Origin of the sequence: Micrococcus sp. KRD012, from assembly GCF_017168555.1 — a bacterium.
GTDB lineage: Bacteria > Actinomycetota > Actinomycetes > Actinomycetales > Micrococcaceae > Micrococcus > Micrococcus luteus.
This window is the reverse complement of sequence record NZ_JABFBB010000010.1, coordinates 69871-85797: the sequence shown is the minus strand read 5'-3', so window position 1 is coordinate 85797 and position 15927 is coordinate 69871. Positions and strand designations below refer to the sequence as shown.

The window sequence follows — 15927 nt, the reverse complement described above, 5'->3', positions numbered from 1 at the left end:
GTCGGACGGGGAGGAGGCGGCCGAGGGCAGACCCGGCGTCGCGGCCGGGGCCGGGGCGGCGCGGACGCCGTCGTCGGACTCCGGGACGGGGGCGGGCAGCTCGAGCTCCGGCAGCACGTCCAGGTCGGCGACGGCGGAGCGCGAGCGGGCGGCCCAGGCCAGGAGCGAGTCGGGCATCACGGTGTCCAGCGCCGTGATCACCTGCGAGCGGGTCACCTCACGGGTGACCGCGGTGGAGCCGGAGGCCGCGATGGAGAACGCCACGAGCCAGAGGACGAGGGCGCCCGCGAGACCGGCGGCGAGCGCGCCGAGCAGGCGGTCGACGAGTCGCAGGGCCGGCAGGTTCACGCGCAGCCGGATCGCCTCGCCGATGGCGGCGCCCACGTACTGGCCCGCCGCCACGAGCAGGACGAGGGTGGCGATCAGCGCGGCCCACCGCCACTGCGGCGCGGTGACGAACTCCGCCACCTCCGGCAGGGCGTAGAACGCGATCGCGGCACCGCCGACCAGGCCGACGAGGTTGCCCAGCACCACCCACAGGCCGCGACGGTGGCCCTGGACCAGGAGCATCGCGAGCGCGACGATGAGCAGGACGTCCAGCCACGTCAGACCCAGCGGCATGGGCGACCTCCTTCGGATGCGACGGCACCGGCCACGCACGGGGACCGCCCGCGCGCCCGGTGGAGGATCCAGGGTATCGGCCCGCCCTGGGGTATGGGGCACAATGGACGCCAGTGAACCGGGCGGCTCCTCCGCCGCGGTGTGAGGAACTGCCCACAGAGAGGACACGCACACATGGATCTCGAGGTTCTGCGGAAGGCTCCGCTGTTCACCAACCTGGACGACGAGGTGTTCGCCATCCTCACCTCGGAGCTGACCGAGGTGGAGCTCTCCCGCGGCGCGTCCGCGTTCCACGAGGGCGACCAGGGCGATCAGCTGTACGTGATCATGTCCGGCAAGATCAAGCTCGGCCGCACCGCTTCGGACGGCCGCGAGAACCTCGTGGCCGTGCTCGGCCCCGGCGAGATCTTCGGCGAGATGGCCCTGTTCAACCCCGCCCCGCGCAACGCCACCGCCACCGCGGTGTCCGCCACGCGCCTGGCCGGTCTGCGCCATGAGAACCTGCGCCGCGCCATCGCCTCGTCGCCGGATGTGTCGGTCCAGCTGCTCCAGGCCCTGGCCCAGCGCCTGTCCAAGACCAACGAGTCCCTGGCGGACCTGGTGTTCTCGGACGTGCCGGGCCGCGTGGCCAAGGCGCTCCTGGACCTCGCGGACCGCTTCGGCCGGCCGGCCGCGGACGGCCTGCTGGTGGCGCACGACCTCACGCAGGAGGAGCTCGCCCAGCTGGTGGGCGCGTCCCGCGAGACCGTGAACAAGGCCCTGGCCGAGTTCGTCCAGCGCGGCTGGATCCGCCTGGAGAACCGCGCCGTGGTCATCCTGGACCTGCAGCGTCTGCGTCAGCGTTCGCGCTGACGCCCCCCGCCCTGCCGTGGAGCGGGCCACCCCGGTCAGTCCCGGGTGGCCCGCTCCACGCGCATCCGGGGGGTGCCGTCGTCGCCGGCCTCGGTGACCAGATGGTATTCCGGCACGGGGCCGCGCCGGGCGCAGGGCGTGACGGAGAGCAGGAAGGCGGCGGCCGTCCGGTGCGCCGCGACCCGACGCACGATCACCTGCGTCAGCGGGGTCGCCACCTGGTCGAAGGGTGCCGTGCCCTCCGCCCCGGCGGGTCCGGGCAGCCGCAGCGGGCCGGCGAGCGCGCGACGCGCGGGCACCCACGCCTGAAGTTCGGGACCGGGTTCCTCGGATGCCGGCGCGGACTGCAGCGGTGGGGTCATCGTGGCGAACACGGCCGTGTCGAAGCGTCGGTGGACGTGGGGCGCGGATCGCCAGCGCATGACGGGGCGCAGCAGGTCGGCGCGCACCCCGAGGCCACGCGCGGCCAGCAGATGGGGCAGACTCTCCGAGCCCTCCTCGAGGGAGCTGCGGCCCCCGCCCCAGGTCTCGATGCGCGCCGTGGACACGACGTCCGTGTCGGAGCGACCGGCGAGGAGCACTCCGGCCTCGTCGTGGAGCTCACGGACGGCGGCCACCACGTGCTGCCGCGCACGCCGCCGGTCCGTGGTCCCGAACGTGCGGGCCCACTGGGAGGGCTCGGGCCCGTACCACGGGCAGGAGTCGGCGTCGGACTCGATGAGCGCGCCGCCGGGCAGACCCACGCGGCCGAGCGGGGTGCGTCCCGCGCGGTGACGGAGGAAGACCTCCGGGCCGTCGTCGCCGTCCCGCACGAGCACGACGGACGACCCGGGCCGGGCGGGGCGGACCTGGCGGAAGCGCCGGTCCAGCCACTGGCGGGTGAGGTCCTCCTCCTGCCCCGGGACCGGCAGCAGCAGGCCGGCCGGGTCAGCGGACACGGACGGTGATCTCCACCTCGACGGGAGCGTCCATGGGCAGCACGGCCACGCCGACGGCGGAGCGCGCGTGGCGGCCGGCCTCGCCGAAGATCTCGGCCAGCACGTCCGAGGCGCCGTTCACCACGCCGGGCTGACCGGTGAACGCGGGGTCGGAGGCCACGAAGCCGACGACCTTGACGACCTGGGCGACCCGGTCCAGGTCGCCCACCAGCTCGTGCACCGCGGCCACCGCGTTCACGGCGCACGCCCGCGCGAGCTCCTGGGCGCGTTCGGGGGTGACCTCCGCGCCCACCTTGCCGGTGGCGTGCAGGGCGCCGGCCACGAAGGGGAGCTGGCCGGAGGTCAGCACGAGGTCGCCGTCCCGCAGCGCCGGGACGTAGGAGCCGACCGGCGCCGCGACGGCGGGTCGGTCGATGCCGAGCTCCGCGAGGCGGGCCGCGACGGCGCCGTCGCCCCAGGTGGGGGCCGAGGACTGCTCCGTCACGTTCACGCCGCCTTCGGACGCTTGAGGTAGGCCACGGGGTTGTTCCCCTCGGGGCCCGGGATCACCGTGACGAGCTCCCAGCCGTCCTCGCCCCACTGGTCGAGGATCTGCTTGGTCGCGTGGATGAGGAGGGGGATCGTGGCGTACTCCCACTGCGTCTGCTGAGTCATGGGACCCACCCTAGCCACCGGCGCGGACCCCGGAAGAGGTCCCAGGTGCCCGCGCTACACTCGCGCCCATGGCCTCCCGCACGACCCGCTTCCCCGCGCCCTCGAGCGCCCTCGGCCGCCTCCTCGCCTTCGTGGGCCTCTCGGCGGTGGCCGGCCTGCTCGTGGCGGCCCTCCTGCTGCCCGTCGCGGGCCTGGCCGGTGTCGCCGCCGCGTCGGGCCGGGAGATGCTGGACGAGCTGCCGGACGAGCTGCCCACGGAGCCGGTCTCCGTGCCGTCGCGCATCCTCTCGGAGGACGGTGAGGAGATCGCCGTCTTCTACGAGGAGAACCGCACCCCGGTCCCGCTGGACGAGATCTCGGAGCACATGCAGCACGCGATCGTGGCCATCGAGGACGAGCGCTTCTACGATCACGACGGCGTGGACGCGCGCGGCCTCATCCGCGCTGCCGTGAACAACGCCACCTCCGACTCCACGCAGGGCGCCTCCACCCTCACCCAGCAGTTCGTGAACAACATGCTGGTGAACGTGCAGCAGATCCGCGGCGACTCCCGCCTCACGCTCTCCGGCTCCAAGAACATCGCGGACAAGGTCAAGGAGATCAAGCTCGCGGTCGCCGTCGAGAAGCAGATGTCGAAGGACGAGATCCTCGAGGGCTACCTCAACATCGTGCTGTTCTCCGGCCGTTCCTACGGCGTCGAGGCCGCCTCGCAGTACGTGTTCGGCAAGTCCGCCGCCGACCTGGAGAGCTGGGAGGCCGCCACGCTGGCCGGCATGGTCCAGTCCCCCACCCGGTTCAACCCGGCCCGCAATCCGGAGGAGGCCACGGAGCGGCGCAACCTCGTGCTGAACGCGATGAAGGACAACGGCTACCTCTCCCAGGAGGAGTACGACCACGCCGTCGCCCAGCCGATGGAGGTGGTGATGGAGTCCCGCCCCTCGGGCTGCCTCTACGCCAAGTTCGGCACCTACTTCTGCGACTACGTGGAGCGGCAGATCCTCGCCGACCCCACGTTCGGCCCCGACGTCCAGTCCCGCCAGGCCCTGCTGGACCGCGGCGGACTCACCATCCGCACGACGATCGACTCGACGCTCCAGAAGGAGACCGAGAAGAACCTGCGCGCCTCGGTGCCCAACAACGAGTCGCTGGGCGCCGGCCACGCGCTCACCTCGGTGGAGGCCGGCACCGGCAACATCCGCACCATGGCCCAGAACACCGAGTACGCCATCCAGGACGAGCTCGGCCACACCTCGCTGAACTTCAACGTGGACAAGCAGTGGGGCGGCGGCCAGGGCTTCCAGGCCGGCTCCACGCTCAAGCCCTTCGTGGCGCTGACGTGGCTGCGCAACGGCAACCGCCTGGTCGACTCCGTGGACGCCTCCCGGAACGTCTACCCCACGGGCACGCGCTTCGCAGCCTCGTGCCGCCCGGGCGGCTACACCACGATCGGCGGCACCTGGAAGTTCAAGAACGTGATCCCGAACATGCTGCGGCAGGTGCGCGTGGACGAGGGCCTCTTCTGGTCCGTGAACACCCCGACCGTCGCCACCGCGTACCAGCTGGACCTGTGCGACATCACGAGCCTCACCACCCAGCTGGGCATCACCCGCGCCCTGGACAGCTCCCCGCTGCAGCCGGACGACCCGTCCTTCCTGCTCGGCAAGGACTCGGTGGCCCCGCTCTCCCTGGCCGGCGCATTCGCCGCCATCGCCGCGAACGGCCTGTACTGCGAGCCGCGCGCCATCCTGGAGGTCTCGGACACCGCCGGCAACCAGTACGACGTCGCCGACCCGCAGTGCGACCAGGTCATCGACCCGGACCACGTCCGGGAGCTGATGCCGGTCCTGCGCCACATCGGCGGCTTCAACATCGCCGAGGAGGGCGCCGGCTACGAGTTCGGCGGCAAGACGGGCACGAACGACAACGTGTCCTCCACGTGGTTCGTCGGATTCACCAGCAAGCTGGCCACCGCCGTGTGGACCGGCCGCTACAACAACCTGAAGTCCATGACGGGCGAGACCGTCAACGGCGAGGTCCGCAACCCGTTCTACTCGACCTCCATCAACGGCCCGTCCTGGCTCGAGTACAACCAGTTGGCCAAGGAGAAGTTCCCGCCCGGCGAGCTGCCCGAGTGGGACGGCCCGCAGTCGGAGGACCCGGGCGAGGCCGGCGAGCACCCGGACGGACGCCAGTTCCACATCGACGACCTGGACCGGGGCGGGCCGTTGCCCGAGGCGGTCCCGGGCTTCTGACCGCGATGCGCCCCGCCGCCTCTCGCACCCGCCACATGCTTCGCGCCGCAGCGCCTGCCGCTGTCGGAATGGCCACGACGGCGGGCCTCGGCCTGGCCTGGGGTCTCGTCGAGGCCGAGGCCCGGACGGTGCGCACGCACCGACTGGCCGTGCTGCCGGCCGGGTCGGCGCCGCTGCGGGTGCTGCACCTCTCGGACATCCACCTGCTGCCCCGGCACCGGGCCAAGCGGGCGTGGCTGCGCGGATTGGATGCGCTCGAGCCGGACCTCGTGGTCAACACGGGTGACAACGTGTCCGCCGCGGCGTCGGTGCCGCTCGTGCTCGACGCGCTCGGGCCGCTGCTGGCGCGGCCCGGCGTGTTCGTGCCCGGCTCCAACGACTACTACGCGCCCCAGGCGGCCAATCCCCTCCGGTACTTCGCGGGCCCCTCGCGCATGGACGCGGACCGGCCCCGGCTTCCCTCCGACGTCCTGTTCGGCGCGTTCCGCGCCGCCGGCTGGGCCGACCTGACGAACCGGGGCGCCGCCCTGGTCGTGCCGACCCGCGCCGGGACCACGCTCGAGGTCCTCGCCGCCGGCACCGACGACCCGCACCTCGGTCTGGACGCCTGGGCCGGCTTCCCCGGCTCCGCGCCCGACGACGGCGCCGGGCGGCCCGGTGACGACGGGCGATTCCGGCTGGGGGTCACCCACGCCCCGTACCGCCGCGTGCTGGACGCCATGACCGCCGACGGCGCCGACCTGCTGCTCGCGGGCCACACCCACGGCGGGCAGGTGTGCGTGCCGTTCCTCGGCGCGCTCGTCACCAACTGCGACCTGCCCCGCCGACAGGCCTCCGGGGTCTCGACGTGGATGGCCGCGGGGCGGACCGTCCCCCTCGAGGTGTCGGCCGGCCTGGGGACCGCGCCGTCCGCGCCCGTGCGGTTCGCGTGCCGGCCCGAGGCCGTGGTGCTGGACCTGGTCCCGCGGGGCTGAGCCGCCTGTCCCGTCCGGGGCCGCGGGTACAGTGGAGCCCCGTGACCCGCGCCACCTCTCCCGCCGCCTCGTCCCTGCGTGACGCCCTGGGCGGGATCGCACCGTACCTCGAGGGCGTGCGGGCGCGCTGGGTGCTCGGGCTCGCCTCGGCCACGGCGGCGGGCCTCGTGGCCCTGGCCATCCCGCAGGTCATCCACCTGCTCGTGGACACCGTGTTCACGCAGACTGTGCTCGCCGGGCCCTCCTCCCCCGACTCCCGCGCGGACGTGTGGCGGGCCGCCGGCCTGCTCACCGTGCTCGGCCTCGCCGAGGCCGCGTTCATCGGCCTGCGCCGGTACTTCATCCTCCCGCCGGCCGCCGGGGTGGAGAACCGGGCGCGCATCGCCCTGTTCGAACGGCTCCAGCGCCTGCCGGTGGCGTTCCACGACGCGTGGCCCTCGGGGCAGCTGCTCTCCCGGGCCCAGGGTGACCTCTCGCTGCTGCGGCGGTGGATCGCGTTCGGCTCGGTCATGCTCGTGGTGGACGTGGTGACCATCGCCGTCGGCCTCGTCCTGCTGTTCCTGCTGTCCTGGCAGCTGGCCCTGCTCTACCTCGCCGCGGCCGTGCCGATCATGTGGGCGTCGTTCGGGTTCCGCAACGACTTCCGCGCCGCGTCCCGGCTCTCCCAGGACCAGGCCGGGGACCTCGCCACGTCCGTCGAGGCGTCGGTGCACGGCATCCGCGTCCTCAAGGCGTTCGGCCGCGGCGCGCACGCCCTCGACGGCTTCCGCGGGCGCGCCCGCACACTGCAGGGCACCGAGGTGCACAAGGCCTCGGTGCTGGCCCGGTTCATCGCGCTCATCGTGGCCCTGCCGGAGACGGTGCTGGGCCTGGGCCTCGCCCTGGGCCTGTGGCTCGTGGCGACCGGGGAGCTGACGGTGGGCGCGCTCGCCGCCTACTTCGCCACCGCGGCCGTGCTGGCCGGGCCGGTCGAGTCGGTGGGCCAGCTGATGGGCATGACGCTCTCGGCCCGCACGGCGATCGACCGCCACGTGGACGTCCTCGCCACGCCCGTGGACATCGCCTCGCCCACCGGGGAGGCCGCCGTCGTGCCCCCGGCCACCGGCGCGCTCGCGTTCCGCGGGGTGCGCTTCCGCTGGCCGGACGCGGACCCGGGGCGCGGGGAGCGCGACCTGCTCGACGGCGTCGACCTCGAGCTGGTGCCCGGCGAGACGATGGCCCTGGTCGGCGCGACCGGCGCCGGCAAGTCGACGCTGCTGCAGCTGGTCCCCCGGCTGCTCGACGTCACGGCGGGCTCCGTCTGCGTGGACGGGGTGGACGTGCGCCGGATGCCGCTCGAGGAGCTGCGCCGGCGGGTGTCCGTGGCATTCGAGGACGCCACGCTGTTCTCCGCGACCATCCGGCAGAACGTGCTGCTCGGCGCCCCGGCGGACGTGCTCGCGGACGGCCTCCACTCCCCCGCGGCGGACGCCCTGCTCGACCTCGCGCTCGAGACCGCGCAGGCGGGCTTCGTGGCGGACCTGGCGGACGGCGTCGAGACCGAGATCGGCGAGGAGGGCCTCAGCCTCTCCGGCGGACAGCGCCAGCGGATCGCCCTCGCCCGCGCGATCGCGGCGCGCCCGGACGTGCTCGTGCTGGACGACCCCCTCTCCGCCCTCGACGTGCGCACCGAGGAGGCCGTGACCGCGCGCCTGCGCGAGGTCCTCGACGGGACGACCACCCTGATCGTGGCGCACCGTCCCTCCACCGTGGCCCTCGCGGACCGGGTCGCGGTGCTGGCGGACGGGCGGATCGAGGACGTGGGGACGCACCCCGAACTGCTGGCCCGCAGCGCCGTGTACCGGCACATCATCTCGAGCCGACCGGAGGAGCAGGCATGAGCGCCGCCGACGTGAGCCGCGTGCGCGGCGTGGGGGCCGAAGAGGACCTCGACTACACCCGCGCGGAGCGCCGCCACATCCGGCGCCGGTCCTTCCGGCTGCTCGGCGAGCTCGCGCGGCCGGTCCGGGGGACGCTGCTGCTCACCGTGGTCTTCGTCCTCGTGTCCAACGCGGCGCGGGCGGCCGGTCCGCTGATCATCGCCTGGGCGATCGACGCGGAGCTGCCGCGCGTCGTCGAGGCCGTGCGGGCCGGCGAGTCCGTCTGGCCCATCCTCGTCCCCGTGGGCGGGGCGTACGTGGCGGCGGCCCTCGTCTCCGGCGGCCTGCTGGGGGCGTACACGTGGCTCACCGCGCGGGCGAGCCAGGCCATGCTGCTGAGCCTGCGGCTGCGCGTGTTCCGGCACACGCAGCGGCTGAGCCTCGGCTTCCACGAGCGGTACACGTCCGGGCGGGTGATCTCGCGGCAGACCTCGGACCTGGAGGCGCTGCGGGAGCTGCTGGACCAGGGCGTGTCCTCGCTCGTGTCCGGGCTGATGTTCATGTCGTTCACCGCGGCGTCCATCCTGCTGCTGGACCCGCCGTCGTTCCTCGTGCTGCTGGGCGCGGCCGTGCCGGTGGCGATCGTGACGCGCTGGTACCAGGTGCGGTCCGAGGAGGCGTACCGGCGGTCACGGGTGTCCTCGGCGCGGTCGATCGTGCACTTCGTGGAGACCATGACCGGCATCCGCGCGGTCCAGGCCTTCCGGCGGGAACGGGACAACGACGCGCGGTACCGCGACTTGGCCACGGCCTACCGGGACGACATGGTGGCCACGCTCAACCTGTTCGGCATCCTGCAGCCGGTGCTCGTGGCGACGGGCAACCTGACGGTGGCGGCGCTGCTCGTGACCGGGGGCCTGCGCGTGCTCGACGGCGACCTCGAGGTGGGGGTGCTCGTGGCGCTCCTGCTGGCCGGGCGGCGCGTGTTCCAGCCCATGGAGATGGTGGCGATGTTCTACTCGTCGCTGCAGTCCGCGACGGCGGCACTCGAGAAGGTCTCCGGCCTGCTCGAGGAGGAGCCCACCGTGGTGGAGGCCGCCGAGCCCACGCCGCTGCCCGGGGCCGACGCTCCGGGGACGGGCGTGGCGTCCGGGCGGGTGGAGTTCCGGGACGCGGTGTTCAGCTACGGACCGGACCGGGTGGTGCTGCCGGAGTTCGACCTCGTGATCCCGGCCGGGCAGACCGTGGCCGTGGTGGGCCAGACGGGTGCGGGCAAGTCGACGCTGGCCAAGCTCATCGCCCGGTTCTACGACGTCTCTGCCGGCTCGCTGACGCTGGACGGGGTGGAGCTGCGCGAGCTCAGCCAGGCGGATCTGCGGCGCAACGTGGTGATGGTGACCCAGGAGGCGTTCCTGTTCTCCGGGTCGATCGCGGAGAACATCGCCCTCGGCCGGCCCGACGCCACCGAGGCCGAGATCCAGGCGGCCGCCCGGGCGGTGGGGGCGCACGACTTCATCCTGGGGCTGCCCGAGGGCTACGCGACCGACGTCGCCAAGCGCGGCGGGCGGCTGAGCGCGGGACAGCGGCAGCTCGTGTCGTTCGCGCGGGCGTTCCTCGCGGACCCCGCCGTGCTGATCCTGGACGAGGCGACGTCGTCGCTGGACCTGCCGAGCGAGCGACTCGTGCAGGCCGGGCTGGAGCGGCTGCTGGGGAACCGGACGGCGCTGATCATCGCCCACCGGCTCAGCACCGTCGAGACCGCCGACCGGGTGCTCGTGATGCACGATGGCCGGATCATCGAGGACGGCAGCCCCGCCGAGCTGGTGGCGGCCGACGGCCGGTTCGCGGCGCTGCACCGGGCCTGGGAGGACTCGCTCGCCTGATGGGTGGCGCGCCCGACGCGCTTTCGAACGTGGCAGAGGGCCTACCCCACGTTCGAAAGCGCCCATTCGCCCGATTTCACGTTCGAAAGTCCTGCGGCGGGGGCGGGGCCGGAGGTGGCGGAGGTCGCCCGCACGACCCGGTCGTGGCGGACGACGGCGGCCACCACGGTCCGGAAGTCCTCGGCCAGGTCGGCGCCCATCACCGTGATGGACAGGTGGCCGGCCTCCTGCCAGAGACGGTCCCGCCGTGCGTCGCGTCGCTGCTGCTCCGGCGTGCGATGGTGGCCGCCGTCGTAGTGGAGGGCCACGCGGGACCGTTCGACCACCATGTCCGCGTCGGTCCGCTCCCCTGCCGGTGAGACCAGCTGCGCCTGGAGGCGCGGCTCGGGGAGCCCGGCGTCGAGGAGCGCCAGCCGCAGTCGCGTCTCCGGAGGCGAGTCCGCCCCCACCCGGATCAGCGCCAGCGCGGACCGAGCCACCCGCACGCCCTTGAACCGGCCCGCCCGCTCCAGCGCCGCGGAGAGCCGCGACGCCGTCGTGCGCGGCGGGAGTCGGGACCCGTCCACCCACGGACGGTTCACGAGCGCGTCCCCCGCGACGACGGCGTCCGCCACCTGATCCGGCCGCAGCAGGGAGCAGAGGTCCACCCACGTCCGCTCGAGCGAGGTGACCGGGACCCCGTGCACCTCCACGCGGTCCTCGGCCGGCACCGTGCGTCCGTGGCAGGCGACGCCCGCGCGCCCCGTCCGACCCGTGCGGTGCGGCCGGCTCACGTGCACCCGTGTGTCCTCCTCGGCCCACCACGGCAGGACGAGCCCGTGCAGCCGCGCCGCCGTCAGATGCGAGGCGACCCCACGGGTCAGAGCCACCACGACAGCGGCCTCCTCCGGCGGCAGGGCCGCCACGGGGCGGGGGTATCCGAGCGCGGCCCACGACCCCGGCACGTCGACGACCGCGCGGTGTGCCCCGTGGGTGACCTGGCGCAGGTCGAGGCTGCGCAGCCGGTCGGAGGAGAGGGAGAGGCGGTCCAGGGCTTCGCGCCGGGTGAAGACGCGGCCGGCGAGGGCTGGCGGAAGGGGTGCGGGGCGGCGTGGCATGCGGCCAGGATGCGGGCGCCGTCGTCGTGGGCGGGCGTCCGACCCCCTCCTGTGCGGGGCCGGGCCCCTGTGCAGGAGCCGCCCCGCCCCGCCCCTCCCCGGACTTTCGAACGTGAAATCGGGCGAATGGGGACTTTCGAACGTGAGAGAGGACATATCTCACGTTCGAAAGTGCGGGTCAGGCGTCGAAGGGGCGGCCCGTCAGGCGCTCGTACGCCTCCACGTAGCGGTCGCGGGTCTTGGCCACGACGTCGGCGGGCAGCGCCGGCGGGGCCTCCCCGCTGGTCTTGTCCCAACCGGAGTCGGGGCCCGTGAGCCAGTCGCGGACGAACTGCTTGTCGAAGCTCGCCTGGGGGCGGCCGGGCTCGTAGTCCTCGGCGTCCCAGAACCGGGAGGAGTCCGGGGTGAGGACCTCGTCGCCCAGCACCACCTGGCCGGTGGCCGGGTCCACACCGAACTCGACCTTCGTGTCCGCCAGGATGATGCCGGCCTCGCGGGCGATCGCCTCGGCGCGGGCGTACAGGTCCAGGGTGAGGAACCGCAGGCGCTCGGCGGCCTCGGTGCCCACGCGCTCGACCATCTGCTCGAACGTGATGTTCTCGTCGTGCTCGCCGACCTCGGCCTTCGCGGACGGCGTGAAGATCGGCGGGTCGACCCGCGAGCCGTCCACGAGCCCGGCGGGCAGCGGCAGGCCGGCCACCGTGCCCGACGCGCGGTACTCGGCCAGGCCGGAGCCGGTCAGGTAGCCGCGGGCGATGCACTCCACGGGGAACATGTCCAGGCGCTTGACGATCATCGCCCGCCCGGCCACGGCCGCGGGCACGTCCGTGCTCACCACGTGGTGCTCGACCGGCTCGGCGTGGGCCCCGTTGTAGCCCTCGGCCAGCTTCTCGAACCACCACAGGGTCAGCCGGGTGAGGATGGCGCCCTTGTCCGGGATCGGCGGCTCCAGCACGTGGTCGTAGGCGCTGATCCGGTCGGAGGCCACCACGAGCAGCGTCGCGGACCGCCCCGGCTCGGCGTCGGCGGGCTCGTACAGGTCCCGCACCTTGCCCGAGTAGACGTGCCGCCAGCCCGGCAGCTCGAGGGCCTCGGCCCCCGTGAACCCCACGCGCTCCCCGCTCACTTCGCTCCCTCCGTCCCGGGCACGGTGATCTCGCCGCGCTCGGCCTTGAGTCCGATGTCCGTGCGCCACTGGGCGCCGTCGAACCGGATGCGCTCGACGCCCGCGTAGGCGCGCTCGCGCGCTTGGGCCAGGTCCGCCCCGCGCCCGACGACGGCCAGCACCCGGCCGCCCGCCGTCACCACGTCCTCACCGGACACCGCGGTGCCCGCGTGGATCACGTGCACGCCCTCGAGGCCGGCCGCGTCGGCCAGCCCGGTGATCACGTCGCCCTTCGAGGAGGAGGCCGGGTAGCCGGCCGAGGCCATGACCACGTCCACGGCGACGTCGTCGCTCCACTCGAGTCGACGGTCCGCGCCGAGCCGGCCGGCCGCGGCGTCGGCGAGCAGCCCGCCCAGGGGCGTCTCGAGGCGGGCGAGCACGGCCTGGGTCTCGGGGTCGCCGAAGCGCACGTTGAACTCGATGACCTCCACACCCTTGGCGGTCACGGCCAGGCCGCAGAACAGCACGCCCGTGAACGGGGTGCCGCGGCGGGCCATCTCGGCGAGCACGGGGCGGGCCACGCGGTCCATCACCTCGTCCGTGAAGCCCTCGGGCAGCCACGGCAGCGGCGTGTACGCGCCCATGCCGCCGGTGTTGGGGCCGGCGTCGCCGTCGTGGATGCGCTTGAAGTCCTGGGCGGGGGTGAGGGCGACGGCGTCCTCGCCGTCGCAGATCACGAAGAGGGAGACCTCGGGGCCGTCCAGGAAGTCCTCGATCACCACGGTGCCGCCGGCGGCGAAGCAGGCCTCGGCGTGGGCGAGGGCCTCGGCGCGGTCGGAGGTGACCACGACGCCCTTGCCCGCAGCCAGACCGTCGTCCTTGACGACGTGCGGGGCGCCGAACTCGTCAAGGGCGGCGGCGGCCTCCGCGGCGGTGGTGCACACGCGGGAGCCGGCGGTGGGCACGCCCGCGGCGGCCATGACCTCCTTGGCGAAGGCCTTGGACGCCTCGAGCTGCGCGGCGGCCTGCGAGGGGCCGAACACGGCGAACCCGGCCTCGCGCAGGGCGTCGGAGACGCCGGCGGCCAGCGGGGCCTCGGGACCGACGACGACGAGGTCGGCCCCCAGCTCGCGCGCGAGCTCCACGACGGCGGCCGGGTCGGTGGCCTCGACGGCGTGGAGGGTGGCGAGGTCGGCCATGCCGGCGTTGCCGGGCGCCGCGTGGAGGGCGCTGACCTGCGGATCACGGGAGAGGGCGGTGAGCAGCGCGTGTTCGCGGCCGCCGTTGCCGAGCACAAGGGTCTTCACGAGCCTCAAGCCTACGCGGTGGCCCTGGCCCGGCCCGGCCCGTGGCCCCTACGGTGGAGCGCATGACGATGCCTCCCCTCCACCACGGTCAGCCCGGCGACGACGGTGACCCCCGTGACCCCCGCCACCGGCCCGGTGCGGGGCTGGGAACCGGGCTGCGGTCGGCCTGGACGTTCGTCGGCGTGATGTTCACGTGCGCCCTGATCGTCTTCTGGACGCTGCGGGGGTTCGGTGTCCAGCGCGGGGACCTCAGCCTGCCCGCCGCGCTCGGCGTGCTGGCGCTGGCCGCCGTCGCCGCGGCGGTGATCACCCGGTACGTGCGGCGCCGCTGAGCAGGGCTGGGCCCTCCAGGGCCGGCCGCCCCGGCCTGTCCGTCAGCGGATGATGCGCCGTCGCCGGGCCTCGTCGACGGCGCGCGTGCGGTTGTCCACCCCGAGCTTCTGGAAGATGTGCACCAGGTGCGTCTTCACGGTGGCCTCGGAGATGAACAGCTCCTTCGCGGCCACCTTGTTCGTGGCGCCCCGCGCGATCAGCTCGAGCAGCTGGATCTCCCGCTCGGACAGCACCTCGGAGCCGCCGGACATGCGCCCCATCAGCGTGGCCGCGACCTGCGGGGCCAGCGCCTTGCGCCCCGCCGCCGCCTGCCGCACCGCCGAGGCGATCTCCTCGCTCGGGGCGTCCTTGAGCAGGTAGCCGGCAGCGCCCGCGTTCACGGCCGCGAGGATGTCCGCCTCCGTGTCGAAGGTCGTCAGGATCAGCACCTGCACCCCCGGCCACCGCTCCCGCACCGCGCGGGTGGCGGTCACGCCGTCCATCCCCGCGCCCATCTGCAGGTCCATCAGCACGACGTCCACCGCGGGCTCGCCCGCCTCCAGGACGCCGATCGCCTCCGCCCCGTCGGCGGCCTCGGCCACCACGGTCAGGTCCGGGTGCGCCTCGACGACGGCCCGCACCCCCGCCCGGACCACGGGGTGGTCGTCCACCAGCATCACGCGCACGCTCATGCGGTCTCCTCGCTCTCGGTCTGCTCGGGATCAGCGCTCCGGCCGGCCCCGGCGGCGGCCAGCGGCACCCGCAGCGCCACCACGGTGCCCTCGCCGGGGGCCGACTCGACGGTGGCCTCGCCGCCCACCGCCGCGAGGCGCTCGCGCACGCTCGCCAGTCCCACGCCGGTCCCCGCCCCCGGGTCGGCACCGGCGGCTCCGGCCCGGGGGCGGGCCGCGACGACGGCCGGGTCGAACCCCGCGCCGTCGTCGGCCACGTCCACCGTCAGCTCGTCGCCGAGGTAGCCCAGCGTGACGCGGGCGCGATGGGCGCCCGCGTGGGCGCCGACGTTCGCCAGGGAGGCCTGCACGGCTCGCAGCACGGCGGTCTCCACGGCCTCGGCGACCGCGACCGGCTCGCCCACGACCTCGACGTCCGCGGCCACGGGTGTCCCGGCGGCGGCCTGCCGGTCGGCGAACCCGGTGACCGCTCGTTCGAGCGCCTCGATGAGGGACGGTGCCCCGGTGCCGCGCAGGTCGCGGACGAAGCGGCGGGACTCGGCGAGGTTCTCGGCGGCCGTGGCGCGCACGGTCTCCATGCGCTGCCGGGCGAGGGCGGGGTCGGCGGCGTCGAGCGCGTCCTGGGCCGCGCGCGAGACCAGCACGATCGAGGCCAGCCCCTGGGTGAGGGTGTCGTGGATCTCGCGGGCGAGCCGCTCCCGCTCGGCGCTCACCCCCGCCCGGTGCTCGGTGCGCGCGAGCTCGGCCTGCGCGGCGCGCAGCTGCTCGGCCACGGCACGCTGGCGCTCGGACTCGGCGTGCAGGGCGCGGTACGCCCCGGAGAGCACCACGGCCACGGCGGCGCCCACCAGCGGACCGATGACGGCCGGCACCCGCACGCTGCCGGCGCCCGCCGCCATCCCGGCCACCACGACGACGGCCATCGCCACCACCAGCGCGGGCCCGACCACGTGGCGCACCCAGGCCTGCCGGGCCACCCGGTCGACCACGTGCAGGACGACGAAGAAGAGGGGGAAGGCGACCCACGCGAAGTCGCCGTGGTGGGCCACGAGCAGGCCCCACAGCAGCAGCACCAGGGCCAGCCAGGCGACCGCCGGGCCGCGGCCGACGTCGTCGCCCCGGGCCCACCGGCGCCGCTCCAGCACGGTCCCGGCCAGGTAGACGACCGCCAGCGCGGCGGTCAGCAGCACCAGGGTGGTGGCCGGGAACGGACCGGACGCGTCCGGGGACCGGTCCGCGAGCGCGCGCGCCAGCCCCACGGTGAGCAGCGCGGCGAACGTGACGTGCAGGGCCACGCGCAGGCCGGCGAGTACGGCGGTGGTGCCGGTCTCGGTGGGCGCGGGGGGCACGACGGCGCGGGGTGCGACGGACATGGCTCCAC

15 protein-coding genes are annotated in these 15927 nt (G+C 74.5%); 6 read left to right on the top strand and 9 right to left on the bottom strand.

What is annotated here, in order from left to right; translation table 11 throughout:
- Window positions 1–621 (bottom strand): CvpA family protein (locus tag J1M37_RS05830; RefSeq protein WP_206452302.1); only part of this gene is annotated, 621 nt, incomplete at its 3' end.
- A gap of 174 nt (window positions 622–795) precedes the next feature.
- Between J1M37_RS05830 and J1M37_RS05825 the strand changes: the two genes are divergently transcribed.
- Complete coding sequence (locus tag J1M37_RS05825) at window positions 796–1473, top strand: Crp/Fnr family transcriptional regulator (RefSeq protein ID WP_002854021.1); 678 nt, start codon at window positions 796–798, stop codon at window positions 1471–1473.
- A gap of 35 nt (window positions 1474–1508) precedes the next feature.
- Here the strand turns inward: J1M37_RS05825 and J1M37_RS05820 are convergent, their stop codons facing one another.
- The 3 genes from J1M37_RS05820 to J1M37_RS05810 are packed head-to-tail and all read right to left on the bottom strand — an operon-like array spanning window position 1509 to window position 3065.
- Window positions 1509–2411, bottom strand: coding sequence for an NUDIX hydrolase (locus J1M37_RS05820; RefSeq protein ID WP_206452301.1), 903 nt, complete (start codon window positions 2409–2411; stop codon window positions 1509–1511).
- Window positions 2401–2901, bottom strand: coding sequence for a RidA family protein (locus J1M37_RS05815; protein WP_206452300.1), 501 nt, complete (start codon window positions 2899–2901; stop codon window positions 2401–2403). The genes J1M37_RS05820 and J1M37_RS05815 overlap by 11 nt, the downstream gene beginning before the upstream one ends.
- Window positions 2898–3065, bottom strand: a complete 168-nt coding sequence (locus tag J1M37_RS05810; RefSeq protein WP_010080276.1) for a DUF4177 domain-containing protein — start codon at window positions 3063–3065, stop codon at window positions 2898–2900. Before J1M37_RS05810 ends, J1M37_RS05815 begins: the two co-directional genes overlap by 4 nt.
- A gap of 68 nt (window positions 3066–3133) precedes the next feature.
- Between J1M37_RS05810 and J1M37_RS05805 the strand changes: the two genes are divergently transcribed.
- From J1M37_RS05805 to J1M37_RS05790, 4 genes are read left to right on the top strand one after another with little or no spacing between them, the layout of a single operon-like run.
- On the top strand, window positions 3134–5317 hold the full coding sequence (locus J1M37_RS05805) for a transglycosylase domain-containing protein (RefSeq protein WP_206452299.1): 2184 nt from the start codon (window positions 3134–3136) through the stop codon (window positions 5315–5317).
- A 5-nt stretch (window positions 5318–5322) separates the two neighbouring features.
- Window positions 5323–6291, top strand: a complete 969-nt coding sequence (locus J1M37_RS05800; RefSeq protein ID WP_206452298.1) for a metallophosphoesterase — start codon at window positions 5323–5325, stop codon at window positions 6289–6291.
- Between the two features lie 41 nt (window positions 6292–6332).
- Window positions 6333–8171: an ABC transporter transmembrane domain-containing protein gene (locus J1M37_RS05795; protein ID WP_206452297.1), complete on the top strand. Its 1839-nt coding sequence runs from the start codon at window positions 6333–6335 to the stop codon at window positions 8169–8171.
- Complete coding sequence (locus J1M37_RS05790; protein WP_049146820.1) at window positions 8168–10033, top strand: ABC transporter ATP-binding protein; 1866 nt, start codon at window positions 8168–8170, stop codon at window positions 10031–10033. The genes J1M37_RS05795 and J1M37_RS05790 overlap by 4 nt, the downstream gene beginning before the upstream one ends.
- A 41-nt stretch (window positions 10034–10074) precedes the next feature.
- Here J1M37_RS05790 and J1M37_RS05785 read toward each other — a convergent pair whose 3' ends face one another.
- The 3 genes from J1M37_RS05785 to purD form a co-directional block, all read right to left on the bottom strand.
- Window positions 10075–11130 carry a hypothetical protein gene (locus J1M37_RS05785; RefSeq protein ID WP_206452296.1) on the bottom strand — a complete coding sequence of 352 codons (1056 nt, stop codon included), beginning with the start codon at window positions 11128–11130 and terminating at the stop codon, window positions 10075–10077.
- A 178-nt stretch (window positions 11131–11308) separates the two neighbouring features.
- Complete coding sequence (locus J1M37_RS05780) at window positions 11309–12256, bottom strand: phosphoribosylaminoimidazolesuccinocarboxamide synthase (protein ID WP_044658867.1); 948 nt, start codon at window positions 12254–12256, stop codon at window positions 11309–11311.
- Window positions 12253–13542, bottom strand: coding sequence for a phosphoribosylamine--glycine ligase (gene purD, locus J1M37_RS05775; protein ID WP_206452295.1), 1290 nt, complete (start codon window positions 13540–13542; stop codon window positions 12253–12255). Before purD ends, J1M37_RS05780 begins: the two co-directional genes overlap by 4 nt.
- Before the next feature lie 62 nt (window positions 13543–13604).
- Between purD and J1M37_RS05770 the strand changes: the two genes are divergently transcribed.
- Window positions 13605–13874 (top strand): hypothetical protein, encoded by a 270-nt coding sequence (locus tag J1M37_RS05770; protein WP_206452294.1) that lies wholly within the window; start codon window positions 13605–13607, stop codon window positions 13872–13874.
- A gap of 42 nt (window positions 13875–13916) precedes the next feature.
- Here the strand turns inward: J1M37_RS05770 and J1M37_RS05765 are convergent, their stop codons facing one another.
- Both J1M37_RS05765 and J1M37_RS05760 read right to left on the bottom strand, forming a co-directional pair.
- Window positions 13917–14546, bottom strand: a complete 630-nt coding sequence (locus J1M37_RS05765; RefSeq protein WP_060973807.1) for a response regulator — start codon at window positions 14544–14546, stop codon at window positions 13917–13919.
- Window positions 14543–15919: a sensor histidine kinase gene (locus tag J1M37_RS05760; RefSeq protein ID WP_206452293.1), complete on the bottom strand. Its 1377-nt coding sequence runs from the start codon at window positions 15917–15919 to the stop codon at window positions 14543–14545. The genes J1M37_RS05765 and J1M37_RS05760 overlap by 4 nt, the downstream gene beginning before the upstream one ends.
- Between the last annotated feature and the right edge of the window lie 8 nt (window positions 15920–15927).

Excerpts from the sequence above, each read along its gene's own strand:
- J1M37_RS05825 (WP_002854021.1), top strand. The coding sequence starts at position 796 with ATGGATCTCGAGGTTCTGCGGAAGGCTCCGCTGTTCACCAACCTGGAC.
- J1M37_RS05810 (WP_010080276.1), bottom strand. The coding sequence starts at position 3,065 with ATGACTCAGCAGACGCAGTGGGAGTACGCCACGATCCCCCTCCTCATC.
- J1M37_RS05805 (WP_206452299.1), top strand. The coding sequence starts at position 3,134 with ATGGCCTCCCGCACGACCCGCTTCCCCGCGCCCTCGAGCGCCCTCGGC.
- J1M37_RS05800 (WP_206452298.1), top strand. The coding sequence starts at position 5,323 with ATGCGCCCCGCCGCCTCTCGCACCCGCCACATGCTTCGCGCCGCAGCG.
- J1M37_RS05790 (WP_049146820.1), top strand. The coding sequence starts at position 8,168 with ATGAGCGCCGCCGACGTGAGCCGCGTGCGCGGCGTGGGGGCCGAAGAG.
- J1M37_RS05785 (WP_206452296.1), bottom strand. The coding sequence starts at position 11,130 with ATGCCACGCCGCCCCGCACCCCTTCCGCCAGCCCTCGCCGGCCGCGTC.
- J1M37_RS05770 (WP_206452294.1), top strand. The coding sequence starts at position 13,605 with ATGACGATGCCTCCCCTCCACCACGGTCAGCCCGGCGACGACGGTGAC.
- J1M37_RS05765 (WP_060973807.1), bottom strand. The coding sequence starts at position 14,546 with ATGAGCGTGCGCGTGATGCTGGTGGACGACCACCCCGTGGTCCGGGCG.
- J1M37_RS05760 (WP_206452293.1), bottom strand. The coding sequence starts at position 15,919 with ATGTCCGTCGCACCCCGCGCCGTCGTGCCCCCCGCGCCCACCGAGACC.